We start from the raw sequence: 22,372 nt of genomic DNA on the forward strand, positions 1-22,372 counted from the left end.
CGTCGCACGTCCCCGGGCCTCCACGCACCGGCCGGTGTGTCGGTCGTTCCTGGTAGGACGGGTGCATGTACCTGGAGAACGTCGTGCTCGACGCCCTGGACCCGGAGCGTCTCGGACCCTTCTGGGAGGGGCTGCTGGGAGCCCGCAGCCTCACCGTGTCACCGGACGCCGTCGAGATGCGGCTCGACCTGCCCGGTGGTCACTACCTCGACCTGTGCATCGTGAAGGTGCCCGAGCCCGCAGGTCCGTCGCCGCGCCTGCACCTCGACCTGCGCGGCGGCGACGAGCAGGACGCGGTCGTCCGACGGGCGCTGGCGCTCGGTGGCCGGTACCTGGACATCGGCCAGCTGGACGTCCCCTGGGTCGTCCTCGCCGACCCGGAGGGAACGCCGTTCTGCGTCATGGAGGACCGGGAGAGCTACCGCCGCACGGGCCCCGTGGCGGCGTTGCCCCTCGACTCGGCCGACCCCGCGGCCGACGCCGCGATCTGGGCGCTGACCAGTGGATGGCAGCGACGCGACGCGGACGGGTTCGTCGAGCTCCGGCACCCGAGCGGCACCGGGCCGGTCCTCGAGCTGCTCCCGCAGGGGGCCGCCAAGGAACCCGGCGCCAAGAACCGCCTACACCTCGACGCGCGCCTGGAGCCGGGGGAGGACGCGGACACGGTCGTCGAGCAGGTGACGGCCCTCGGGGGTCGCGAGGTCGACTTCGGGTGGGGGGACCTGCCCTGGCGCACCCTCCAGGACGCGTCCGGCAACGAGCTCTGTCTCCTGCCCGCCCGGGGCTGACCCGCCCCGCCACCCGGGGTCAGCCGCCCCGGAGCCGCCGCAACAGCCCGCCGAGCCGGTCCTGCGGCGCGGGCGACGCCTCGGCCCGTCCCGTCGCCGCGGGCCGCGGGCCGGGGAGGTCCCCCGGATGGCGGGCCGGCCGGCGGACCACGCGGGCACGGTCGACCGCGGCGTCGATGTCGGCCACGAGGCCGGCGTCCACGGCGTGCAGGGTCGGCTCGACGTGCACCTCGATGCCGTCGGTGCCGATGAGCCACCGGCCACCGTCGGTGAAGGCGAGCATGCACGCGACGTCGCGGAAGACCACAGTGGTGACACTGCTCCGCGTGCGGCGCGTGACGGCCTCCGCACCGACGACCAGGACGTCCGAGAGGGACGGGTCGTGCGGCTGGATCACCCGCCCGGTCGCCGCGTGTGCCGACTGGACCGGAGCGGGGTGCCAGCCCGCCCACTCGAGGTCGCCGGCGGGGAGCTGGGCCAGGGCCTGCCCCCAGTAGGTCTCCGCCAGCACGCGGACGTCGTCGGGGCTCACCGGCTCGTCGACGAGCTCAAGAGCGCCGGTCACGGCACCCGGCACCCCGAGCAGGAGGTCGCGGGCGACGTCCGCCAGCCCCGCCGGCACCCGGAGCAGGTCGGCGGTCTCGGTCCGGACGTCCGCGGCGGCGGCACCGACGAGGTCCGCGTCGGGTGGCCCCCATCGCAGCTCGGCGAGGAGGTCGAGGATCTCTCCGGCGACCGCGGCGGCGCGCTCCGGCCTGGCCTCGGCGCGCAGCACGACGGTCGCGGACGTGGCGTCTCGGACGGCGTACTGGGCCCCGGCCTGGTAGCAGTACCCGAGGTCGTCGCGTAGCCGGCGCGTGGCCAGCCGGTCGAGCACCTCGGCGAACACCCGGGCACCGCGGGAACGGGGGACGATGCCGGTGACGAGCACGGCGGCGGAGTCCGGAGCCAGGTACCACGCCGGGGTGTCGGTCAACGAGGTCGTCTCCGGGGGCGGCTGGCGCCGTCCCTCCCCGAGGGCGAGGTCGAGGGTCGCGGGCAGCTCGGGGCCGGAGAACCAGGCGACCGCGTTGCCGCGCGTGAAGGCCTCCTGGACCCACAGCGACGCGAGGTCGGGGGTCAGGTCGGCCACCCCGAGCTCCGGGTAGGAGGAGAGGCCGTAGCCGGCGGCCCCGTAGCGCACCCGTTGGAGGCTCCCGCCGCCTCCGTACATGGTGCGCGACTCGGCGGCGAGGACGGCCTTCTCTCCCTCGACCCGGTCGTGAGGGAGGTCGCGCAGCAGCCCGCAGACGTCGGAGAGCACCTGGACGACGTGTTCCGCGGTGCCCCGCGTGCGGAACACGGTGTGCGCCGCATGTGTCTCGAGGTGGTGGTGGAGCTCGGTCGGGTTCAGCAGGCTGAGCGCCAGGTGCCCGACGAGGTGGGTGAGCCCGCGCACGGCGAGGGTCTCGTCCGCCCACCCGACACGGAACGCGATGCCCCCGGTGCAGTCGTCACCGTCGTCCGGCAGGAACAGCAGCGGGATCCCGTCGGCCTCGAGCTGGCTGATGCTCATGCGGGGCCGCCGCTCGCGAGGGCCTCGTCCCGAAGGGTCGTCAACCGCTCGTGATGGCGGACGGCGGCCTCCCACGGCCCGCGCGCCAGGGCGGCACCCAGAGCGCGGAAGTGTGCGACCGCGCGCCCGGGACGCCCCGCGAGGCCGAAGTACACGGCGAGCTCGGTGTGGGCGACGACCCCCGCGTACGCGGAGGTGCACGGCGCCGCGAGGAAGCGGTCCGCGGCGGCCTCGACCTGGGCGACGAGCTCGGGGCCGCAGAGGTCGTCGGTGGACCTGCCGTCGGTGAGGTCGTGCCACCGTCCGAGATGGGCGGCGGCGAGCAGCGAGTGCTCGGGGCTGCCGTCGGCCGCGTCGGCGGCCACGCGGGTCGCGAGGGTGATGCCGTCGTGCCAGGAGCCGCCCGCCGCCGGGCGGAGGCAGTGCAGGAGTGCGCGCTGCGCGGCGAAGTGGTGCAGCTCCACCCGGGACAGGCGCTCGTAGCGGCGGAACGCCTCCTGCGCGGGGACACGGCGCTCGTCGGCGGTGAGGATGCGCAGGTACCACGGCGTCGCGTCGTGCGGGTCCTCGGCGCACATCTGCACCAGGGCCTGGTCGACCGCGGGGTAGGCGTCGGGGTCCAGGACGGCACGGTGCAGCCGCAGCAGCCGGGCCTCGAGGTCCCTGGGTGCCCGGCGAAGGTGCGTCTCGAGGGCGTCGTCCAGACCGGGGACGCGGGCCAGCACGCCCAGCGCGATGGCGTGGTCGGTCTCACTGCGCCGACGCTGCATCGCGACGGTCTGCAGCGCCCCGGTGACGTCTCCCTCCTGCGCGCGCGCACGCGCACGCTTCAGGTCGGGGAAGATGTCGGCCGGGTCGTAGAGCGCCGACGTCGTGCTGGGCTCCACAGGCTCGAATGCTAGGTGGTCGTGGCCGATCGCACACACCGTTCGGCGCCGAGCGGCCGCAGAACTCGGTTCGGGCTCGGGCATCCTCGTCCGTAGGATGGGGCGTCGTCCGACGCCCGTGCGCGGACAGCCCATCTTCCCGAGACGAAGGACCCCCACCCGTGCTCCGCACCCATGAGGCCGGCACCCTGAGCGCCGGCCACACCGGCCAGACCGTCACGCTCACCGGCTGGGTGGCGAAGCGGCGCGATCACGGGGGCGTGGCGTTCGTCGACCTCCGGGACGCGAGCGGGGTCGTCCAGGTCGTCGCCCGGGACGAGGTGCTCACCGGTGCGGCGCACGACCTGCGCAGCGAGTACGTCGTCCGGGTGACCGGAGAGGTGACGGCGCGCGAGGTGCACAACGTCAACCCGGAGCTCCCGACCGGTGAGGTCGAGGTCGTGGCGTCCGAGATCGAGGTCCTCAACCCGAGTGCTCCGCTGCCGTTCCAGGTGGACGAGCGGGTCACCGTGGGGGAGGAGGCGCGCCTCAGGCACCGCTACCTCGACCTGCGCCGGCCGGGCACGCACTCTGCCGGGCACGCCATCCGGCTGCGCTCGAAGGTCAGCCAGGCAGCCCGCCGGGTCCTGGGTGAGCGCGACTTCGTCGAGATCGAGACCCCGACCCTCACCCGCTCGACGCCCGAGGGCGCGCGGGACTTCCTCGTGCCGGCCCGGCTAGCTCCCGGCTCCTGGTACGCCCTCCCGCAGAGCCCGCAGCTGTTCAAGCAGCTGCTCATGGTCTCCGGGATGGAGCGGTACTACCAGATCGCCCGCTGCTACCGGGACGAGGACTTCCGCGCGGACCGCCAGCCCGAGTTCACCCAGCTCGACATCGAGATGTCGTTCGTCGAGCAGGACGACGTCATGGAGCTCGGCGAGGCACTCGTCCGGGAGATCTGGCAGCTCGTCGGGGTGGAGCTCGAGAGCCCGTTCGAGCGGATGACGTACGCCGACGCGATGCGCCGGTTCGGCACCGACAAGCCCGACCTGCGCTTCGGCCAGGAGCTCGTCGAGTGCACCGAGTACTTCGCCGAGACGTCCTTCCGGGTGTTCCAGGCCGACTACGTCGGCGCTGTCGTGATGCCCGGCGGGGCGAACCAGCCGCGCAAGCAGCTCGACGCCTGGCAGGAGTGGGCCAAGCAGCGCGGTGCGCGCGGGCTCGCCTACGTGCTCGTCCAGGAGGACGGCTCGCTCGGCGGTCCCGTCGCGAAGAACCTGTCGGAGACCGAGGCCGCCGGCCTCGCCCAGCACGTGGGTGCCCAGCCGGGTGACTGCATCTTCTTCGCCGCGGGCGCCCCGAAGGCGTCCCGGGCCCTGCTCGGCGCTGCCCGGCTCGAGATCGGCCGGCGCTGCGGGCTCGTCGACGAGGACGCCTGGAGCTTCCTCTGGGTGCTCGACGCCCCGCTGTTCGAGCCGGCCGACGAGGCCGTCGCCGCCGGCGACGTGGCCGTGGGTGCCGGCGCGTGGACCGCGGTCCACCACGCCTTCACCTCACCCAAGGCCGAGTTCCTCGACACCTTCGACACCGACCCCGGCCCGGCGCTCGCGTACGCCTACGACCTGGTGTGCAACGGCAACGAGGTCGGCGGCGGCTCCATCCGTATCCATCGGCGGGACGTCCAGGAGAGGGTCTTCAGGGTCATGGGGCTGTCGGAGGAGGAGGCGCAGGAGAAGTTCGGTTTCCTCCTCGACGCCTTCCAGTACGGTGCCCCGCCGCACGGCGGCATCGCGTTCGGCTGGGACCGGATCGTCATGCTGCTCGGGGGCTTCGACAGCATCCGCGACGTCATCGCCTTCCCGAAGTCCGGCGGCGGTTACGACCCGCTCACCGACGCCCCGGCACCCATCACGCCGCAGCAGCGCAAGGAGGCCGGCATCGACGCGAAGCCCCAGAGCGCGGTGGCACCGCAGGGCGCGCCGGAGGTCAACCCGACGCAGAGCTGACTCCGGCGTCCGCCACGACCCGGCCGGTGGGTCGACGAACCTGCCCGTGCACATGCGGGCCCTGTTGGGGCGATGACACTCGGCCGGGACGGAGGTCCGAGGCTCGGCGGCAGGGACCCGCCGATGGGTCAAGCGCAGGCAAAGGTTTGGTCAAAGAGGTGTGTGTTCGGAAACACCCTGTGTCCCAGGTCCGTTGGCGGTCGCGTTGAACCCTCGACAACCTCAGGAGTGATCTGCCGTGAACCATCTGACCCGCCTCCCCAGCAGCGTGCGCGACGTGGTGCTGCTCGTCGCCCGCCTCGTGCTCGGCGTGGTCTTCGTCGTCCACGGGTGGCAGAAGGTCGTCCAGAACGGCCTTGGCGCCACCGGTGACGCGTTCGCGGGGATGGGTGTTCCCGCTCCCGAGGTGTCCGCGGTCGTCGCGGGAGTCGTCGAGCTCGTCGGGGGTGCCGCTCTGCTCGCGGGCGTGGCCACTGCCGTCGCCGGGGTGGCCCTGTTCCTCGTCATGCTCGGAGCGGCGCTGTTCGTGCACGTGTCCAATGGTGTGCTGGTGGACGGGGGCGGTTGGGAGCTGGTCGGTGCGCTCGGCGTCGGTGCGCTCGCGCTCGCAGCCGTCGGCCCGGGCCGCTACGCCGTCGACGGCATCGCCGGGTCGCGGCGCCGCCCGTCCTGAGCCCGACATGGAGCCTCCCGTGGGTGTGCGGACGCTGCGACGGCAGACACGTCGGACGTCCTGGTGGGCGGCCGAGACGGGAGGATCGCAGGTCAGGCGGAGTTCCGTGGCGGCGTGGAGGAAGGCAGCCAGCGGCTGCGCCACTCCATGGCAGTCGTGAAGCCCAGCCGGTGGTAGATGCGTCGGGCAGCGTCGTTGTCGGCGAACATCCCGAGGGCGCAGGCGCCCACCTCGTCCACGGCGCGGCGGGTCAGGGCCGCCGTGAGCGCCGCGCCGAGGCCGGTGCGGCGCCGACCGGTGTCGACGGCGATACCGGCGAGGGTGGGCGTGCCCGCCTCGGACGGCTCGCTGGCGCCGCAGGCCAGCAGCCCGCCGTCGTCGTCCCGCACCCCGGCCCAGAGCTGGCCGGGGCGCGCGAACGGCTGGCCGTGCGTGCGCGGGCTGTGCTCGGCCAGGAAGGCGGTCAGCTCCTCCCGGTCGGACGGCTCGAGCACGACCACGCGCTCCTCGCCGGGAACGTGGGGCGGTGCCGTCCGGGTCCACATCCAGTCCCAGTCGCCGCCGCGCTCGCCGAGGTCGAGGTACCGGGCCACGACCGGCTGGTGCTCACGCGGTGCGCTGAGGTGCTGGAAGGGACCGTCGAGGAACCACGAGCGGACCTCCGGCGACGACCACAGCGCGTCGAGGTGGGCCGCGTCGCCCAGCGTGGCCGCACCGCGGATGCCGTGGTCGGACCGGCGCGGAACGACGACGGCACGACCGGCGGCGCTCTCGGCGGCCCATCCGTCCCCGGTGAACCCACGGCCGATGTCGAGTTCGACGACGGGGTGGCGGTCGGTCAGCCCGCTCAGGTCCTCCAGGGTGCGGACCCGGCGGACGGTGACCCCACCTGCGGTGCTCATGGCGCCAGCCTCGCACGCACCGCCGCCGCACCGGACACGGGTCCGCCCTGTCCTCGGGTCACCTCGCCTGCGTCGAGGACCTGTGGTTCCGCGAGGTCCTGCTCGGCGAGTACGGGGACCTCCCGGGGCTCGGACCCGACGCCGGCGAGGACGACGAGTTCCGGGTCGACGGCGTGCCGCTGGCCGAGCTGCTCGACCGGTACGAGGCGGCGTGCGCGCGCTCCGACGCCGCGATCGCCACGCGGGACCTGGACGACACCGGCAGCACCGCCATCCACTCCGTCGGGGACGCGACGCTGCGCTGGATGGTGCACCACATGCTCGAGGAGACCGCCCGGCACGCCGGCCATCTCGACCTCGTGCGCGAGCTCCTCGACGGCGAGACCGGCTACTTCTGACGACCGCGCGCAGCGGGTCCGCATGGTCCGAGGCGTCAGCAGTCGCGGCGCACGTACCCCGGCCGGCCGGCCGGGACGAGGTCGCGGTCGCGCAGGACCGGGCGGAGCTCGGCCCACCCGTCGCAGGCGGCGTCGAACCCGTCCTCGCTGTACTCGACGAGAAGGACGTGGTCGTCGTACGCGTCAGCGAACTCGCCGCACTCGTCCCACTCGCCGCACTCCTCGACGACGGCGAAGTCGGTCACATTCCCCGCCAGGCGCGAGATGATCTCGGCGGCGTTCTTCTGGCCGATCGCCAGGCCTGCGCCGTGGGCCACCCGTGCGAGCGCGGTGAGCGTCTCGACGGCGTCGTCCTCGGTGAGCAGCCCGTCCGAGCGCGTCCAGGAGTCGAGGTTGTCGATCTCCACGGCGTCGTACCCGTCCTCGGCGCATCCGCGGACCCACGGACCCACGATGCCGAGCACTCCGTCGCGGGTGTCGTCGCGCACGTCGAGCAGCAGCTCGCCCCAGTCGCCGTCCTCGACCGGCTCACCGTCGTCGTCGCGCAGGACGAGCTCGGGGTGGTCGCGTAGCCAGTCGTCGTTCTCGTCGGGCTGGGTCTGGAAGCCGTTGACATAGCAGACCGCGTAGTCACCGGCCGGAGGGGCGGTGCGGTCCCGGACGACGACGCCGACGTCGTCGGGCACCGGCGACGCGCCGCCCAGCTGGTAGTCGAGCCCGGCCCCGACCGGTGGGAGCGTGACCTGCGTGGGACCGTCCGAGGAGGCGGCGTCCTCCGGGGCCGCGGCGGCGGGCGAGACGGACGGTGCCGCCGGGGAGGTGCCCCCGGCGTCGTAGGCCGAGGCGCCACCGGCACATCCGGCGAGCAGCGGCAGAGCCACGACGATGGTCAGCAGGCGTCGGGGACGGGGTCGCATCGCCCCAGTCCACCGTGCCGGGCCGTCCAACGCAACCGTGCGTCGCCGCGTGGACCGGCTGCCGGCGCGGGCGTGTCGTGACGGGTGGATAGCCTCGGGGGGTGGACCAGGACGGGACCGACCTCTTCGGCGCGGCATGGGGCGGCGAGACCGTACCGGCGGCGTCCTCCGGGGTGGTGCCGCCGCTCGCGGTCCGGATGCGGCCGCGCGGTCTCCAAGAGGTCCGCGGCCAGGCCGAGGTGCTCCGCCCGGGCAGCCCGTTGCGGCGGCTCGTCGAGGGCAGCGGAGGAGCGGCCGGTCCCCTCTCGGCCATCCTCTGGGGGCCACCGGGTACCGGCAAGACGACTCTGGCGCACCTCGTCGCGACCGCCGAGGACCGCGAGTTCGTCGAGCTCTCGGCCGTCACCGCCGGTGTCAAGGACGTCCGGTCGGTCATGGACGGCGCCGCGCGCACCCGGGACCTCTATGGCCGGCAGACCGTCCTCTTCCTCGACGAGATCCACCGCTTCACCAAGGCCCAGCAGGACGCGCTGCTCCCGGGGGTCGAGAACCGGCAGGTCGTGCTCGTCGCCGCCACCACGGAGAACCCGTCGTTCTCCGTCATCGCGCCTCTGCTCTCGCGCTCGATGCTCGTCACCCTCGTCCCCCTGACCGACACCGAGGTCGCCGACGTCCTCACGAGCGCGGTGGTCGACGAGCGCGGCCTCGCCGGCCGTTACGTGCTCGCCGAGGACGCCCGCGACCACCTCGTCCGGCTCGCGGGGGGAGACGCCCGGCGAGCCCTGACGTACCTCGAGGCGGCGGCCGGGGTGGCCGAGGACGCCCTCGCCGCGGGTGCGCCGCGGCCCGACGCCGTCGAGGTCACCCTCGCGCAGACCGAGCAGGCCGTCGCGCACGCCGCGGTCCGCTACGACCGCACGGGCGACCAGCACTACGACGTCGCGTCGGCCCTCATCAAGGCGATGCGCGGCTCGGACGTCGACGCGGCACTCCACTACCTCGCCCGGATGCTCGAGGCGGGGGAGGACCCGCGGTTCATCGCGCGCCGCATCGTCATCGCCGCCTCCGAGGACGTCGGGATGGGCGACCCCACGGCGCTGCAGACGGCGGTCGCCGCGATGCACGCCGTCGCACAGATCGGGATGCCGGAGGCCCGGATCATCCTCGCCCAGGCGGTGGTGCACAACGCGCTCGCCCCGAAGTCCAACGCGGCCTACACGGGAATCAACGAGGCGATCGCCGACGTCCGTTCGGGCCGGGGCGGCCCGGTACCGCTGCACCTGCGGGGCAGCGGTAACGGCGGTTCGGGGCGGATCGCCGAGGCGTCGGCCGCGGCCGTGGGCAAGGACCGCGCGCCTGCCTACGTCTACGCGCACGACGAGCCGGACGCCGTGGCGGCCCAGCAGTACCTCCCGGACGACCTCCACGGCCGGACCGACTACTACCGCCCCACCGACCGCGGCTTCGAGGCGCGCCTGCAGGAGCGCTGGCGCTGGCTCAGGGAACGACTCGGTCGCGACTGACCGATCTCCCGGTTCCGCGCTCGGGACCGACCGGGACCCGGGTATCCGGGGTGAGGGCGCACCATCCGGGCTTGTAGGGTCGGCGCCATGGAGGTCACGCTCGGCGGCATCGCGGGTCTCGTCGCCGCCCTTGCCTTCGCGTACCTCGCGATCCGGGTCGCGGGTCTGCTCGGCAAGGCCGGACGGGTGCTCGACGAGACGCGGGAGAGCCTGCGCACGACCACCGACAACGTCCAGCCCACGTTGAGGTCGCTGACCGACACCGTCGGTCTGACCAACGACCAGCTCACCCGGGTCGACGCCATCACGTCCTCGGTCTCGACCGCCGCCACCAACGCGTCCGCCCTGACCTCGGTGTTCGCCGCGACCGTCGGCTCACCCCTCATCAAGGTCGCGGCCTACAGCTACGGCGTGCGGGTCGCGGTGTCCAACCTGCGTAAGGCGACCCGATGACCCCGCGCGCGGTGGCCGTCGGCGTGGCCGCGCTCGGCGCGGGGTACGCGCTGTGGCGCCTTCCGGCCACCCGCCGCTTCGTGGCCACGGTGGGCGAGGCGGCGCGACAGCGCGAGGCCGACCTGCGCGAGGCGGTCGAGGTGGCGGTCCGTGCCGACGCCACGACCCGGGCGCCCCGGCACGCGGCCGGCTCCACGGTCCCCGACCTCGAGGTCGACGCCGGCTGGGACGGCGACCGCGGTGAGCCCCGCGGCGCCGCCACGGCTCTCACCGACGCCGACCCCGGCCGCTCCCTGACGCCGCAGGAGGCGCACGACCTCCTCCTCGACCCCTCCGGTGAGGGCCGCGCCGGTGGACGAGCTCGGTAGGGGCACCTGCCCCCGCCTCCGCCCGCCACCGCGATCCCCCGTGCCGCACGGCATACGATGACCGCTGCCCGTCGCACGGACGACCCCAGGACTGACACACATGGAAACCGCTGAGATCCGTCGCCGCTGGCTCGACTTCTTCGGCCGCAACGGTCACGCCGTCGTCCCGAGCGCCTCGCTGCTGCTCGACGACCCCAACCTCCTGTTCGTCAACGCCGGCATGGTCCCGTTCAAGCCGTACTTCCTCGGCCAGGAGAGCGCCCCGTTCGACCGCGCGACGAGCGTGCAGAAGTGCGTGCGTACCCAGGACATCGAGGAGGTCGGCAAGACCTCACGACACGGCACGTTCTTCCAGATGAACGGCAACTTCTCCTTCGGGGACTACTTCAAGGAGGGGGCGATCTCCCTCGCCTGGGAGCTCGTGACCACGCCGCAGGAGCGCGGCGGGTTCGGGCTCGAGCCGGACCGCATCTGGCCGACGGTCTACCAAGACGACGACGAGGCGTTCGCCATCTGGCACGAGCACGTCGGCATCCCCACCGAGCGGATCACCCGCCGCGGCAAGGCCGACAACTACTGGCACATGGGCGTGCCCGGCCCGGGCGGGCCGTGCTCGGAGATCTTCTACGACCGCGGTGCCGAGTACGGCCCGGACGGCGGGCCGGCGGTCGACGAGGACCGGTTCATGGAGTTCTGGAACCTCGTCTTCATGCAGTACGAGCTCTCTGCGGTGCGGGCCAAGGACGACTTCGACATCCACGGTGAGCTGCCGCGCAAGAACATCGACACCGGGATGGGCCTGGAGCGCATCGCCTCCATCCTCCAGGGCGTCGACAACATGTACGAGATCGACGAGGTCTACCCCGTCCTCGAACGGGCCGCGGACATGACCGGCAAGCGGTACGGCGAGCGGTCGGGCCACTCGGCCGGCTCGAGCCACCCCGACGACGTCCGGCTGCGGGTGGTCGCCGACCACGTGCGCTCCTCGCTCATGCTCATCGGCGACGGCGTGACCCCGGGCAACGAGGGGCGCGGGTACGTGCTGCGCCGGATGCTGCGCCGCTCGGTGCGCTCGATGCGCCTCCTCGGCCACGAGGACCCGTGCCTGCCCGAGCTCCTGCCGGTCTCCCTCGAGAGGATGGAGCGCTCGTACCCGGAGCTGCGGACCGACTGGGACCGCATCTCGCAGACCGCGTACGCCGAGGAGGAGGCGTTCCGGCGCACGCTGTCGGCGGGCACGACGATCCTCGACACCGCGGTCTCCCGCACCAAGGAGTCCGGCGGCGCCGTGCTGAGCGGCGACCAGGCGTTCGCCCTGCACGACACCTACGGCTTCCCCATCGACCTCACCCTCGAGATGGCGTCCGAGCAGGGGCTGGAGGTCGACCGCGAGGGCTTCGCCCGGTTGATGCAGGAGCAGCGCGACCGTGCGAAGGCGGACGCGCGGGCCAAGAAGACCGCCCACGGCGACACGAGCGCCTACCGCGAGGTCGCGGACGGCGTCGGGGGGCCCGTCGAGTTCACCGGCTACGACGAGGTCGTCAGCGAGGGCCGGGTCGCCGGCCTGCTCGTCGACGGCGCGGCCGTCCCGGCCGTCACGGCGGGACAGGACGTCGAGCTCGTCCTGGACCGCACGCCGTTCTACGCCGAGGGCGGTGGGCAGCTCGCGGACGGCGGGCTCGTCCGGCTCGCCGGCGGTGCGCTCGTGCGCGTCCACGACGTCCAGTCACCGATCGGCGGCCTCGTCGTCCACCGGGCGACCGTCGTCGAGGGCGAGGTCGCCACGGGCGAGAGTGCACTGGCCGAGGTCGACATCGAGCGGCGCCGGTCCATCTCGCGCGCCCACACCGCGACGCACATGGTCCACAAGGCGATCCGGGAGGCGCTCGGGGAGACCGCGACCCAGGCGGGCTCGGAGAACTCACCCGGCCGGTTCCGGTTCGACTTCCACGCCTCGTCCGCGCTGCCGGCGTCGGTCCTCGTCGACGTCGAGGCGCGGGTCAACGCCCTGTTGCTGGACGACCTGTCGGTGCGCGCCGAGGTCATGACCCAGCAGGAGGCGCGCGACGCCGGGGCCATGGCGCTCTTCGGCGAGAAGTACGGCGAGGCCGTACGCGTGGTGTCGGTCGGCGAGTGGGCCCGCGAGCTGTGCGGTGGGACCCACGCCGAGCGGACCACGCAGCTCGGCCTGGTCACGCTGCTCGGGGAGTCCTCGATCGGCTCGGGCGTGCGTCGCGTCGAGGCGCTCGTCGGCACCGACGCCTTCTCGTTCCTGGCCCGCGAGCGGGCCATCGTCGGGCAGCTCACCGAGCTCGTGAAGGGCCGGCCCGAGGAGCTGCCCGAACGGGTCGGCGGGCTGATGTCCCGCCTCAAGGAGGCCGAGCGCGACCTGGACCGGCTGCGCAAGGAGCAGCTGCAGGCGCAGGCCGGGTCGCTCACCGACTCCGCGCGCGACGTCGCGGGGGTGACGTTCCTCGGGCACGACGCGGGGGTGGCCGACGCGGGCGACCTCCGCTCGATGGCCCTCGACCTGCGAGGGCGGCTCGGGGACGAGCGGCCTGCCGTCGTCGCCGTCACCGGGGTGGCCAAGGGCCGCCCGGTCGTCGTCGTCGCGACCAACGCCGGCGCCCGGGACCGCGGCGTCACCGCCGGCGAGCTCGTCCGAGCGGCGGCCAAGACCCTCGGTGGTGGGGGCGGCGGCAAGGACGACATCGCCCAGGGCGGTGGCCAGGACGCGTCGAGGACCGGTGAGGCTCTCTCCGTCGTCGAGTGGCGCGTCGGAGAGCTCGCCGGCTGATGACCGGCGTCCCGCAGGCGCTCGGCCGGGGCCCCCGGCTGGGCGTCGACGTCGGGACCGTCCGGGTCGGGGTCGCGGTGAGCGACCCCGACGGGGTCCTCGCGACCCCGGTGGAGACCGTCGCGCGGACGTCCGTGGAGGACCCCGTCCCGGGGGACTCCGACGTCGAGCGCATCGCCGCGCTGGTCGCCGAGTACGGGGCTCTGCGGGTGGTCGTGGGCCTGCCGCGGTCCCTCTCGGGGGACGAGGGCCCTTCCGCTCAGCGGGCACGCACGTATGCTCGGGTCCTGGCGGAGCGTGTCGCCCCGACGGAGGTACGGCTCGTGGACGAGCGGCTGACGACGGTCGACGCGCACCGCTCGCTCCGCGACAGCGGGGTCGCCGGGAGGCGGCAGCGCGCGGTGGTCGACCAGGCGGCCGCGGTGCTCATCCTCCAGGCTGCCCTCGACGCCGAGCGGGTCACCGGGTCCCCGGCAGGGGACCCGGTGGGGCAACGACGGCGGCGTACGCGACGGACGAAGGGCACGTGGACGTGAGTCACGACATCTCCGACACGATCTTCGGTGAGGAGACGCCCCGCCGGCGTCCCAAGACCCGGCGCGAGCTGCACGGGAGCCGACGCCGTCGGCAGCGGCGCCGTGGCCCGCGGCTCGTCGTCATCGTCATCGCCGTCGCCCTCGTGGGCGCGGCCGGGTACGGCGCCACCCAGGTGCTCGGACCGACCGTCAGCGGGCTCTTCGGCGGATCCGCCTCGGGCGAGGTCGACTTCGCCGGCCCCGGCGAGGGTGAGGTCGAGGTCAAGGTCGAGCCGGGCAACACCGGCGAGGACATCGCGACGACCCTGCGCGACGCCGGCGTCACCAAGACCCGGACCGCCTACCTCGAGGCTGCTGCCGCGGACCCCGCCTCGGCTGCGAAGATCCAGCCCGGGACGTACCTCCTGCGCAAGGGGATGCGGGGGCTCGACGCGTTCGAGCTGCTCACCGACCCCGCGAACCGGGCCGCGGACCGGGTGACCATCCGCGAGGGCCTCTGGGTCGCCGAGACGTTCCAGGCGCTGTCGGACAACACCGGGATCCCGGTGGAGGAGTACGAGAAGGCGGCGGAGGACACCAAGGCGATCGGGCTCCCGGCCGCGGCGGACGGCAACGTCGAGGGATGGCTGTTCCCGTCGAGCTACGAGTTCGGTGACGCGTCGACGGCCACGGAGCAGCTCGAGCAGATGGTCGCCCTGACGAAGAAGACCCTCGACGACGTGGGTGTCGGGGACGACGACGCCCAGCGCATCCTCACGATCGCGTCGATCGTCGAGGGCGAGGTGAGCGGCGATGCCGACCGCGGAAAGGTCGCGCGCGTCGTGCTCAACCGGCTCGAGGGCGGCCCACCGAGCTACGGCCTGCTCCAGATGGACTCCACCGTGCACTACCTCGCGCAGCAGCGTGGCAAGGCCGGCACCACCGACGAGCAGCGGAGCTCGGACAGCCCGTACAACACGTACAAGGTGCAGGGCCTGCCTCCCGGCCCGATCGGCAACCCGGGCAAGGCCTCGATCGAGGCCGCGGCCGACCCGGACTCGGGCGACTGGGTCTTCTTCGTGACGGTCGACCCCAGCACGGGCGAGACGAAGTTCGCCTCGACGACCGCCGAGCACCAGCAGAACGTCGCCCAGTTCCAGCAGTGGTGCCGGGACAACCCCGGCCAGTGTTGAGAGCCGCCGTTCTCGGGTCGCCGGTCTCCCACTCGCTGTCCCCGGTCCTGCACCGGGCCGGGTACAGGGAGCTCGGGCTCACCGAGTGGGAGTACGGCCGGCACGAGGTCGACGCCGCGGGGCTCGCGGGGTTCGTCGAAGGGCTCGACGACACCTGGCGTGGGCTGTCGCTGACGATGCCGCTCAAGGACGCCGGCCTGAGCGTCGCGGTGGACGCCACGGAGGTCGCCCGCCGGGCCGGCGCCGCGAACACGCTCGTCCGACGTGACGACGGAGGCTGGGACGCCGACAACACCGATGTCGCAGGGGTCCTCGAGGCGCTGGCGGGACATCTCCCCGACAGGCCGGAGCGGGCCCTCGTCCTCGGCGCCGGAGCGACCGCGCGCTCGTGCGTGCTCGCGCTCGCCCGGCTGGGCGTGCGGACCCTCACCGTGCGGGCCCGGGACACCTCGCGTGCGGCCGACCTGCTCGCGTGGTCGATGGACGCCGCCGGGATGCGCAACGGGTCGGTCGCCACGCTGGACCCGTGGGTCACCACGACGGACGACGTCGTCGTCTCGACCGTGCCGCCCGCCGGTGCCGAGGACGTCGCGGCCACCGTCCCGGCGACGCATCGTGGCGTGTTCCTCGACGTCGTCTACGCGGACTGGCCCACACTGCCCGCCCGTGCGGCGGCCGCCGCCGGGATGACCGTGGTCTCCGGGACCGAGATGCTCGTCCACCAGGCCGCGGCACAGTTCCGGCTCTTCACCGGGCTGGCGGCGCCGGTCGCGCAGATGCGCTCGGCCGGGCTGCGCGCGCTCGGCGGTGAGCCGTGACGGTCGTCTGGGTCGCCGTGGCGGCGGCCCTCGTCATGGGCGTGGTGGGCCACCTGACCGGGGTCCGGCTGGCGACCGGTGGGTACCGGATCGACGAGGAGCAGCTGGCCGACCCGCCCGGCCACCCGTGGTGGACCGGCCCGGCCACCGGCGGTCTCGCCGCCCTCGCGACCCTCGTCGTCCGGGACCTCGGGGACTGGGCCGCGCTGCCGCCCTATCTGCTGTTCGCGTGGCTCACCGTCGCCCTCGTGTGGATCGACCTCGACGTCCACCGGCTCCCGGTCGGCCTCGTCGTGCCGGCCGGCGCCGCGATCGTCGTTCTCCTCGCCGTCGCGACGCTCGCCACCGGTGAGCCGCGGTGGCGCGGCGCGCTCATCGGGGCCGTCGTCATGGGCGGGTTCTACCTGTTCCTCGGCGCACTCCCGGGCGGCGGGGTCGGGGGCGGGGACATCCGGCTGGCCCCGGTCATCGGGGCGCTGCTGGGCTGGCTCAGCACCGCGCACGTCGTCGTCGGCATGGGGATGGGCTTCCTCATCGGCGGCGTCACCGCCGTCGTGCTCCTCCTGGGCCGGCGGGTCGGGATGAAGTCGTTCATCGCCTACGGGCCGGCGATGTGCCTCGGTGCATGGGCGGGGATCGCGCTCACCGCCCGGATCCTGACCGGCCTGCTCGTGGTCTGAGGGCCCGTGCGAAGATCGGGCGCATGCTGCGCTGGCTGACCGCCGGGGAGTCCCACGGCCCCGCTCTCGTCGCGACCGTCGAGGGCGTGCCGGCGGGGGTCAGGGTCACCACGGCGGACGTGGCCGCCGCGCTGGCCCGCCGTCGCCTCGGCTACGGCCGGGGTGCGCGACAGAAGTTCGAGCAGGACGAGGTCGAGATCCTCGGTGGCGTGCGCCTCGGGTCGACCCTGGGCTCACCCGTGGCGATCCGGATCGGCAACACCGAGTGGCCCAAGTGGCGCACCGTGATGAGCCCCGACCCGGTGAGCGACGCCGAGTACGCCGCATCGGACGACGTCAACGCCGAGAAGGAGGTCGCGCGCAACCGTCCGCTCACGCGGCCGCGGCCCGGTCACGCGGACCTCGTCGGGATGCAGAAGTACGGCTTCGAGGACGCCCGGCCGGTGCTGGAACGCGCCTCCGCACGGGAGACGGCGGCGCGGGTGGCCCTCGGGGCCGTGGCGGCCGCCCTCCTCGAGCAGGCTTACGGCATCCGCCTCGTCTCCCACACCGTCGCCATCGGCACCGCGGGTGTGGCCGACGACGCCCCGCTGCCGGGCCCGGGTGACGTGGAGGCGCTGGACGCCGACCCCGTGCGCGCCTTCGACGCCGAGGGGTCGGCGGCGATGGTCGCCGAGGTCGACGCCGCCCGTAAGGACGGTGACACGCTCGGCGGGGTCGTCGAGGTCGTGGCGGTCGGCGTACCCCCGGGGCTCGGCTCGCACGTGCACTGGGACCGCCGGCTGGACGCACGGCTCGCGGCCGCGCTCATGGGCATCCAGGCCATCAAGGGTGTCGAGGTCGGCGACGGCTTCCGCACCGCGGCCCGCCGCGGCTCGGCCGCGCACGACGAGATGGACCGCGGCGACGACGGCGTCATCCGCCGGGCCACCGGTCGGGCCGGCGGGACCGAGGGCGGGATGTCGGTCGGAGGAGTGCTGCGGGTCCGCGCGGCGATGAAGCCCATCTCCACCGTGCCCCGCGCGCTGCGCACGGTCGACACCGCGTCCGACGAGCCCGCGACGGCCATCCACCAGCGCTCGGACGTCTGCGCGGTCCCGGCCGCCGGGGTCGTCGCGGAGGCGATGGTCGCGCTCGTCCTCGCCGAGGCCTGCCTCGAGAAGTTCGGCGGCGACTCGGTGGCGGAGACCGCGCGCAACCACCGCGCCTACCTTGAATCCGTCCCTGCCTCGATGCGCACCTGGGAGGGCTGATGGCTCCCCGCGTGGTCCTCGTCGGGCCGCCGGGCTGCGGCAAGACCACGGTCGGCGCAGCCGTCGCGGCGCGCCTCGGCGCGGACGTCCACGACACCGACGCCGCCGTCGAGGCGGCGCAGGGCCGTTCGATCGGCGACATCTTCGTCGAGGACGGCGAGCCGGCGTTCCGCGCGCTCGAGCGGGCCGAGGTGGCACGGGCCCTTGCGGAGGAGGCCGGCGTCCTCGCCCTGGGCGGGGGCGCACCGGTCGAGGAGAGCACCCAGCGGCTGCTCGCCGGGCACACCGTGGTGTTCCTCGACGTCGGGATCGCCGACGCCGCGAAGCGGGTCGGGTTCGACCGCAGCCGTCCGCTGCTGGCCGTGAACCCGCGGGCGTCCTGGGTCCGGCTGATGAACGAGCGCAGGCCGATCTACGAGCGGCTCGCCTCGCATGTCGTCGACACCGCCGGCCGGTCGGCCGAGGAGGTCGCCGACGAGGTCGTCCGGCTCCTGGTGGCACCGTGAGCGGGCCGGTGACGGTGCACGTCGGGGAGCTCCACGACGTCGTCGTGGGCCGGGGGGTGCTCGACCGAGCGGTCGAGATGCTGCCGGACGGGGTCCGCCAGGTGCTGCTCGTCCGGCCCGAGGGGTTCGACCGGTACGCCGCCGCCGTCGCCGGGGCGCTGGAGGAGGCCGGGCTCGTCGTCCTGGACGCACCGGTCCCTGACGCCGAGGCCGCCAAGACCGCCGCGGTCGCGGCCGGGCTGTGGTCGGCGATGGGGGAGCGGGCCTTCACGCGGACCGACGCCGTGGTGGCCGTCGGTGGTGGGACGGTCACCGACCTCGCAGGCTTCGTCGCCGCCACGTGGCTGCGCGGGGTGCCGGTCGTCCACGTCCCGACGACGGTGCTCGCGATGGTCGACGCCGCGGTCGGCGGGAAGACCGGCATCAACACCCCCGAGGGCAAGAACCTCGTCGGGGCCTTCCACACCCCGGCCGGTGTCGTCTGCGACCTCGACGTCCTCGCGACGCTGCCGCGGGCCGACCTCGTCGCCGGGCTCGCGGAGGTGGTCAAGGGTGGCTTCATCGCCGACCCGACGATCCTCGACCTCGTCGAGGCCGACCCCACGGCGGCCACGGCGTGGGACTCGCCCGTGCTGGCCGAGCTGGTCGTCCGCAAGATCCGGGTCAAGGCCGAGGTGGTGGCCGCCGACCTGCGTGAGGCCTTCCGCCGCGAGATCCTCAACTACGGGCACACCCTCGGCCACGCCGTCGAGCAGGTCGAGGGGTACCGGCGTCGGCACGGCGAGGCCGTCGCGATCGGGATGGTCTTCGCCGCCGAGCTCGGGCACCGCACCGGGACGGTGGACGCCGCCCTGCTGGCCCGGCACCGGTCCGTCCTCGGGTCGGTCGGGCTGCCCACGACCTACGAGGGCGCGTCCTTCGAGGACCTGCTCGCGGTCATGGCTCGTGACAAGAAGTCACGGGGCGGCACGCTGCGCCTCGTCGTCCTCGACGGCCTGGCGAACCCCGTCCGTCTCGAGGGCCCCGACGAGAAGGTCCTGCGCGCGGCCCACGCCGCCCTCGCCTCCTGATCCGCACCGAGCACGGCACCAGGCGACCCGTCCGGTCGCGTCGGCGCGGAGCGGTACGATGGACGGCGATCCCAGACCCCTCACCGGGGTGACGCGCGCCCGCACCCGGCAGCGCGACCCGTCCCCGACGCAGAAAGCGACCGACACCCGTGGCATCGACCAACGACCTGAAGAACGGCCTCGTCCTCAACCTCGAGGGCCAGCTGTGGTCCGTCGTGGAGTTCCAGCACGTCAAGCCCGGCAAGGGCCCCGCCTTCGTGCGGACCAAGCTGAAGAACGTGCTCTCGGGCAAGGTCGTCGACAAGACGTTCAACGCGGGCGTCAAGGTCGAGACCGCGAACGTCGACAAGCGGACGATGCAGTACCTCTACAACGACGGCACCGACTACATCTTCATGGACCCGGACACCTACGACCAGCTGCCCGTGAGCCCCGAGGTCGTCGGCGACGCCGCGAAGTTCATGATGGAGAACCAGGACGCCGTCGTCGCCCGTCACGACGGCAACGTCCTCTACATCGAGCTCCCCGCGTCGGTCGTCCTCGAGATCACGTACACCGAGCCGGGCCTCCAGGGTGACCGTTCCACGGGCGGTACCAAGCCCGCGACCCTCGAGACCGGCGCCGAGATCGCCGTCCCGTTGTTCCTCGAGCAGGGCACGAAGATCAAGGTCGACACTCGCGATGGCTCCTACCTCGGCCGGGTCAGCTGACGGATGGCCGCCCGCACCAAGGCCCGCAAGCGCGCCCTCGACCTGCTGTTCGAGGCCGAGCAGCGGGGCGTCGACGCCGCGGAGCTCCTGCGCGAGCGGCTCGCGAAGCCGGTCACCGAGCATCCGCTCGCCGAGCTGACGGCCGACCTCGTCACCGGGGTGTCCGACCGTCGTGACCAGCTCGACGAGCTCATCACGACGTACTCGCAGGGGTGGACGCTCCAGCGGATGCCCGCGGTCGACCGCGCCGTGCTGCGGCTCGGTGCCTGGGAGGTGCTCTTCTCCGAGGACGTGCCCGAGGCCGTCGCGATCAGCGAGTGGGTCGCCCTGGCCACCGAGCTCTCCACCGACGACAGCCCACGCTTCGTCAACGGGCTACTGGCCCGGCTCGCCGAGGTCAAGCCGACCCTGGCGTGACCGTGCCGCGTGCCGGATCGAGGTGAGACCCGACCTCGAGACGGTCGCGGATCACCTCGACCCGCGCGTGCCAGACTGGGCCATGCCGTCCGTTCGCCCCGCTCGCCGGGAGGACCTGTCCGGCCTCGCGGCGATCGAGGAGGAGGGCGACAGGCAGTTCGCCCAGCGGTTCGGCGGCGTGGACTGGCCGCCGCCGGTCTCCGGTGCGGACCGCGCGGCCGAGCCCGGGTTCCTGCTCGTCGTCGGCGACCCGGTCGTCGGGTTCGCGCACGTTCTCGACCTCGGCGACGGTTGTTGGCACCTCGAGCAGCTTGCGGTCGCCCCCGCGCATCAGCGCCAGGGGGTCGGATCAGCGCTGCTCGACGCCGTCCACGCCGAGGTCGAGGCGCGCGGTGGCAGCGAGGTGACCCTGTTGACGTACGCCGACGTCCCATGGAACGCACCGTGGTATGCGCGGCACGGGTACGCGCGGGTCGACCCGGCGAGCAGGCTCGCCCCGATGCTCGAGGTGGAGCGGCGTCTCGGGCTGGAGCGTCACGGCCCGCGGGTCGCGATGTGCCGGCCCGTGGGCGGGCTCACTCCTCCATCCGGAAGCCGATCTTGAGCCCAACCTGGTAGTGCGCGACCGCGCCGTCCTCGAGGTGGCCGCGGATCTCGGTCACCTCGAACCAGTCGAGGCCTCGGACCGTCGAGCTCGCGCGGGTCACCGCCGTGGTGACCGCGTCGTCGATCGAGGTGGTCGAGGTGCCGACGACCTCGCTGATGCCGTACGTGTGCGCCATGGCCGGACCCTTCCGTCGTGGCCACCAGTGGCGGCCGGTACCCCCGATCCTCGCTGGCCCGGCAACGCCGCGCCAGCGTGAGGGCTCTAGGGCCGCAGCGACCGCTCCGTGGCGGGACCGGGTCAGCGGGCGAGTGCGGACGCGAAGACGACCTCGGGCCACGGTGACTCGGCGAGCCAGCGGCGGTGGGTCTCCGGGTCGGCGTCCCGCGGCGGGAACAGCGAGGTGACGACCGGCGCCGGGGGCTGAGGCTGCGCGCACATGACATCGCCGGTCGGGGTGGGGCGGTCGCTCTCGGACATCGCGGAGCCTCCTTCGCAGTCGAGTGACGCCCCATGATGCATCACTCAGTGTTTACTTGACCATAGGTAAGCGTTATGCATCTCGCCCCCTGGGACAGCTGACCGGTCACCGGCCGTCACGCGGCCCGAAGACCGTGAGGGCCACGGCGTCCGAGTGCTCCCCGCGGACGTACTCGTCGACCCAGGCCCGCGCGTCGGGGTAGGTCGACTCGGCGACGACCCGCTCGCACACGGCGTCCACGTCGATGTCCGTGTGTCGCAGCGACACCTGGCCGTCCCGCAGCAGCGCCCACGCGCCGCCGACCCGGCCGTACGGCATCCCGACGCTCCCGGGGTTGACGACGAGCCGACGGTCGACGAGCCGGACGAACGGCATGTGGGTGTGTCCGCAGCACACCGTGCGGACGGCGTCCGGGACGTCCGCGAACACCTCGGCCCAGCGGTCCAGCCGGGTGTCGACGAGGACGACCTCGTCGTCGTCCCGCTGACTGCCGTGGCAGAACAGGACGTCACCGAAGCCGTCGAGCGACCTGACCACCGGATGGGGGAGCGAGGCGAGCAGGTCGAGCTGGTCGGGCCGCAGCGAGCGGGCCGCGAAAGCCGACTCCGCACGGGGCGACTCGCCGCCCCGGGACACCTCGACGACCTCGCGGTCGGCGTTCCCGCGGACGAGGAGCACCTGATCACCGAGCGCGGTAAGGGTGTCGAGGGTCTCCACGGGCATGGGTCCGGACACGAGATCCCCCGTGACGACCACGAGGTCGGCGGCCCGCACCTCCGGCTCTGTGAGGACGGCCTCGAGCACCGGAAGCACGCCATGCGTGTCGGACAGCAGGGCGACGGTCACCGGCGTGGTCATCCCGGCACCGTAGGGCGACAC

General features: G+C 73.7%; 25 protein-coding genes. 18 read left to right on the top strand and 7 right to left on the bottom strand.

The window, feature by feature from the left end:
- Positions 1–65 precede the first annotated feature (65 nt).
- Entirely contained in the window at positions 66–788 is a 723-nt protein-coding gene (locus tag JQN72_RS05595) for a VOC family protein (RefSeq protein WP_204134172.1), read from the top strand.
- Positions 789–807: 19 nt separating this feature from the next.
- Here the strand turns inward: JQN72_RS05595 and JQN72_RS05600 are convergent, their stop codons facing one another.
- Both JQN72_RS05600 and JQN72_RS05605 read right to left on the bottom strand, forming a co-directional pair.
- On the bottom strand, positions 808–2,343 hold the full coding sequence (locus JQN72_RS05600; protein ID WP_204134173.1) for a hypothetical protein: 1,536 nt from the start codon (positions 2,341–2,343) through the stop codon (positions 808–810).
- Positions 2,340–3,230 (bottom strand): hypothetical protein, encoded by an 891-nt coding sequence (locus JQN72_RS05605; RefSeq protein ID WP_204134174.1) that lies wholly within the window; start codon positions 3,228–3,230, stop codon positions 2,340–2,342. Before JQN72_RS05605 ends, JQN72_RS05600 begins: the two co-directional genes overlap by 4 nt.
- 161 nt (positions 3,231–3,391) lie before the next feature.
- Between JQN72_RS05605 and aspS the strand changes: the two genes are divergently transcribed.
- On the top strand, positions 3,392–5,215 hold the full coding sequence (aspS, locus tag JQN72_RS05610; RefSeq protein ID WP_204134175.1) for an aspartate--tRNA ligase: 1,824 nt from the start codon (positions 3,392–3,394) through the stop codon (positions 5,213–5,215).
- Positions 5,216–5,453: 238 nt separating this feature from the next.
- The gene (locus JQN72_RS05615) at positions 5,454–5,888 is read left to right on the top strand and encodes a DoxX family protein (protein WP_307812438.1); all 435 of its coding nucleotides are present in this window, start codon (positions 5,454–5,456) and stop codon (positions 5,886–5,888) included.
- A gap of 92 nt (positions 5,889–5,980) precedes the next feature.
- Here the strand turns inward: JQN72_RS05615 and JQN72_RS05620 are convergent, their stop codons facing one another.
- Positions 5,981–6,790, bottom strand: a complete 810-nt coding sequence (locus JQN72_RS05620) for a GNAT family N-acetyltransferase (RefSeq protein WP_204134176.1) — start codon at positions 6,788–6,790, stop codon at positions 5,981–5,983.
- Positions 6,791–6,837: 47 nt separating this feature from the next.
- Here JQN72_RS05620 and JQN72_RS05625 point away from each other — a divergent pair, with 47 nt between their 5' ends.
- Positions 6,838–7,188, top strand: a complete 351-nt coding sequence (locus JQN72_RS05625; protein ID WP_255541726.1) for a DUF664 domain-containing protein — start codon at positions 6,838–6,840, stop codon at positions 7,186–7,188.
- A 35-nt stretch (positions 7,189–7,223) separates the two neighbouring features.
- On the opposite strand, the gene JQN72_RS05630 is transcribed toward JQN72_RS05625, so the two are convergent.
- A complete protein-coding gene (locus JQN72_RS05630) occupies positions 7,224–8,105 on the bottom strand; it encodes an endo alpha-1,4 polygalactosaminidase (protein WP_239100149.1) in 882 nt (293 codons plus the stop codon).
- A 101-nt stretch (positions 8,106–8,206) separates the two neighbouring features.
- On the opposite strand from JQN72_RS05630, the gene JQN72_RS05635 reads away from it, so the two are divergent.
- The 14 genes from JQN72_RS05635 (at position 8,207) to JQN72_RS05700 (ending at position 21,012) form a co-directional block, all read left to right on the top strand.
- Complete coding sequence (locus JQN72_RS05635; RefSeq protein WP_374190875.1) at positions 8,207–9,628, top strand: replication-associated recombination protein A; 1,422 nt, start codon at positions 8,207–8,209, stop codon at positions 9,626–9,628.
- A gap of 87 nt (positions 9,629–9,715) precedes the next feature.
- A complete protein-coding gene (locus JQN72_RS05640; protein ID WP_204134178.1) occupies positions 9,716–10,081 on the top strand; it encodes a DUF948 domain-containing protein in 366 nt (121 codons plus the stop codon).
- A complete protein-coding gene (locus JQN72_RS05645; protein ID WP_204134179.1) occupies positions 10,078–10,449 on the top strand; it encodes a hypothetical protein in 372 nt (123 codons plus the stop codon). The genes JQN72_RS05640 and JQN72_RS05645 overlap by 4 nt, the downstream gene beginning before the upstream one ends.
- Before the next feature lie 100 nt (positions 10,450–10,549).
- Positions 10,550–13,246 carry an alanine--tRNA ligase gene (alaS, locus tag JQN72_RS05650; RefSeq protein ID WP_204134180.1) on the top strand — a complete coding sequence of 899 codons (2,697 nt, stop codon included), beginning with the start codon at positions 10,550–10,552 and terminating at the stop codon, positions 13,244–13,246.
- Complete coding sequence (ruvX, locus tag JQN72_RS05655) at positions 13,246–13,782, top strand: Holliday junction resolvase RuvX (RefSeq protein WP_204134181.1); 537 nt, start codon at positions 13,246–13,248, stop codon at positions 13,780–13,782. The genes alaS and ruvX overlap by 1 nt, the downstream gene beginning before the upstream one ends.
- Entirely contained in the window at positions 13,779–14,954 is a 1,176-nt protein-coding gene (gene mltG / locus JQN72_RS05660; protein ID WP_204134182.1) for an endolytic transglycosylase MltG, read from the top strand. Before ruvX ends, mltG begins: the two co-directional genes overlap by 4 nt.
- Complete coding sequence (locus JQN72_RS05665) at positions 14,948–15,772, top strand: shikimate dehydrogenase (RefSeq protein ID WP_204134183.1); 825 nt, start codon at positions 14,948–14,950, stop codon at positions 15,770–15,772. Before mltG ends, JQN72_RS05665 begins: the two co-directional genes overlap by 7 nt.
- The gene (locus JQN72_RS05670) at positions 15,769–16,452 is read left to right on the top strand and encodes an A24 family peptidase (protein WP_204134184.1); all 684 of its coding nucleotides are present in this window, start codon (positions 15,769–15,771) and stop codon (positions 16,450–16,452) included. Before JQN72_RS05665 ends, JQN72_RS05670 begins: the two co-directional genes overlap by 4 nt.
- A gap of 23 nt (positions 16,453–16,475) precedes the next feature.
- A complete protein-coding gene (gene aroC, locus JQN72_RS05675) occupies positions 16,476–17,705 on the top strand; it encodes a chorismate synthase (protein WP_204134185.1) in 1,230 nt (409 codons plus the stop codon).
- The gene (locus tag JQN72_RS05680; protein WP_204134186.1) at positions 17,705–18,211 is read left to right on the top strand and encodes a shikimate kinase; all 507 of its coding nucleotides are present in this window, start codon (positions 17,705–17,707) and stop codon (positions 18,209–18,211) included. The genes aroC and JQN72_RS05680 overlap by 1 nt, the downstream gene beginning before the upstream one ends.
- On the top strand, positions 18,208–19,281 hold the full coding sequence (aroB, locus tag JQN72_RS05685; protein WP_204134187.1) for a 3-dehydroquinate synthase: 1,074 nt from the start codon (positions 18,208–18,210) through the stop codon (positions 19,279–19,281). Before JQN72_RS05680 ends, aroB begins: the two co-directional genes overlap by 4 nt.
- A 149-nt stretch (positions 19,282–19,430) precedes the next feature.
- Positions 19,431–19,991, top strand: a complete 561-nt coding sequence (efp, locus tag JQN72_RS05690) for an elongation factor P (RefSeq protein ID WP_204134188.1) — start codon at positions 19,431–19,433, stop codon at positions 19,989–19,991.
- 3 nt (positions 19,992–19,994) lie between these two features.
- Entirely contained in the window at positions 19,995–20,408 is a 414-nt protein-coding gene (gene nusB, locus JQN72_RS05695) for a transcription antitermination factor NusB (protein WP_204134189.1), read from the top strand.
- 82 nt (positions 20,409–20,490) lie between these two features.
- Entirely contained in the window at positions 20,491–21,012 is a 522-nt protein-coding gene (locus JQN72_RS05700) for a GNAT family N-acetyltransferase (RefSeq protein WP_204134190.1), read from the top strand.
- On the opposite strand, the gene JQN72_RS05705 is transcribed toward JQN72_RS05700, so the two are convergent.
- From JQN72_RS05705 to JQN72_RS05715, 3 genes are all read right to left on the bottom strand, one after another.
- On the bottom strand, positions 20,984–21,190 hold the full coding sequence (locus tag JQN72_RS05705; RefSeq protein ID WP_204134191.1) for a dodecin: 207 nt from the start codon (positions 21,188–21,190) through the stop codon (positions 20,984–20,986). The genes JQN72_RS05700 and JQN72_RS05705 overlap by 29 nt on opposite strands.
- Positions 21,191–21,312: 122 nt before the next feature.
- Positions 21,313–21,492 carry a hypothetical protein gene (locus tag JQN72_RS05710; RefSeq protein ID WP_204134192.1) on the bottom strand — a complete coding sequence of 60 codons (180 nt, stop codon included), beginning with the start codon at positions 21,490–21,492 and terminating at the stop codon, positions 21,313–21,315.
- Between the two features lie 106 nt (positions 21,493–21,598).
- Positions 21,599–22,351, bottom strand: coding sequence for a metallophosphoesterase (locus tag JQN72_RS05715; RefSeq protein WP_204134193.1), 753 nt, complete (start codon positions 22,349–22,351; stop codon positions 21,599–21,601).
- Positions 22,352–22,372: the final 21 nt, after the last annotated feature.

The organism is Phycicoccus sp. CSK15P-2 (assembly GCF_016888005.1).
Taxonomy (GTDB): Bacteria; Actinomycetota; Actinomycetes; order Actinomycetales; family Dermatophilaceae; genus Phycicoccus.

Coding starts and splice junctions, on each gene's coding strand:
- JQN72_RS05595 (WP_204134172.1), top strand. CDS start 66: ATGTACCTGGAGAACGTCGTGCTCGACGCCCTGGACCCGGAGCGTCTC.
- nusB (WP_204134189.1), top strand. CDS start 19,995: ATGGCCGCCCGCACCAAGGCCCGCAAGCGCGCCCTCGACCTGCTGTTC.
- JQN72_RS05620 (WP_204134176.1), bottom strand. CDS start 6,790: ATGAGCACCGCAGGTGGGGTCACCGTCCGCCGGGTCCGCACCCTGGAG.
- JQN72_RS05710 (WP_204134192.1), bottom strand. CDS start 21,492: ATGTCCGAGAGCGACCGCCCCACCCCGACCGGCGATGTCATGTGCGCG.
- JQN72_RS05715 (WP_204134193.1), bottom strand. CDS start 22,351: ATGACCACGCCGGTGACCGTCGCCCTGCTGTCCGACACGCATGGCGTG.
- JQN72_RS05705 (WP_204134191.1), bottom strand. CDS start 21,190: ATGGCGCACACGTACGGCATCAGCGAGGTCGTCGGCACCTCGACCACC.
- JQN72_RS05640 (WP_204134178.1), top strand. CDS start 9,716: ATGGAGGTCACGCTCGGCGGCATCGCGGGTCTCGTCGCCGCCCTTGCC.
- alaS (WP_204134180.1), top strand. CDS start 10,550: ATGGAAACCGCTGAGATCCGTCGCCGCTGGCTCGACTTCTTCGGCCGC.
- JQN72_RS05700 (WP_204134190.1), top strand. CDS start 20,491: ATGCCGTCCGTTCGCCCCGCTCGCCGGGAGGACCTGTCCGGCCTCGCG.
- JQN72_RS05630 (WP_239100149.1), bottom strand. CDS start 8,105: ATGCGACCCCGTCCCCGACGCCTGCTGACCATCGTCGTGGCTCTGCCG.
- JQN72_RS05680 (WP_204134186.1), top strand. CDS start 17,705: ATGGCTCCCCGCGTGGTCCTCGTCGGGCCGCCGGGCTGCGGCAAGACC.
- JQN72_RS05645 (WP_204134179.1), top strand. CDS start 10,078: ATGACCCCGCGCGCGGTGGCCGTCGGCGTGGCCGCGCTCGGCGCGGGG.
- aroC (WP_204134185.1), top strand. CDS start 16,476: ATGCTGCGCTGGCTGACCGCCGGGGAGTCCCACGGCCCCGCTCTCGTC.
- JQN72_RS05600 (WP_204134173.1), bottom strand. CDS start 2,343: ATGAGCATCAGCCAGCTCGAGGCCGACGGGATCCCGCTGCTGTTCCTG.
- ruvX (WP_204134181.1), top strand. CDS start 13,246: ATGACCGGCGTCCCGCAGGCGCTCGGCCGGGGCCCCCGGCTGGGCGTC.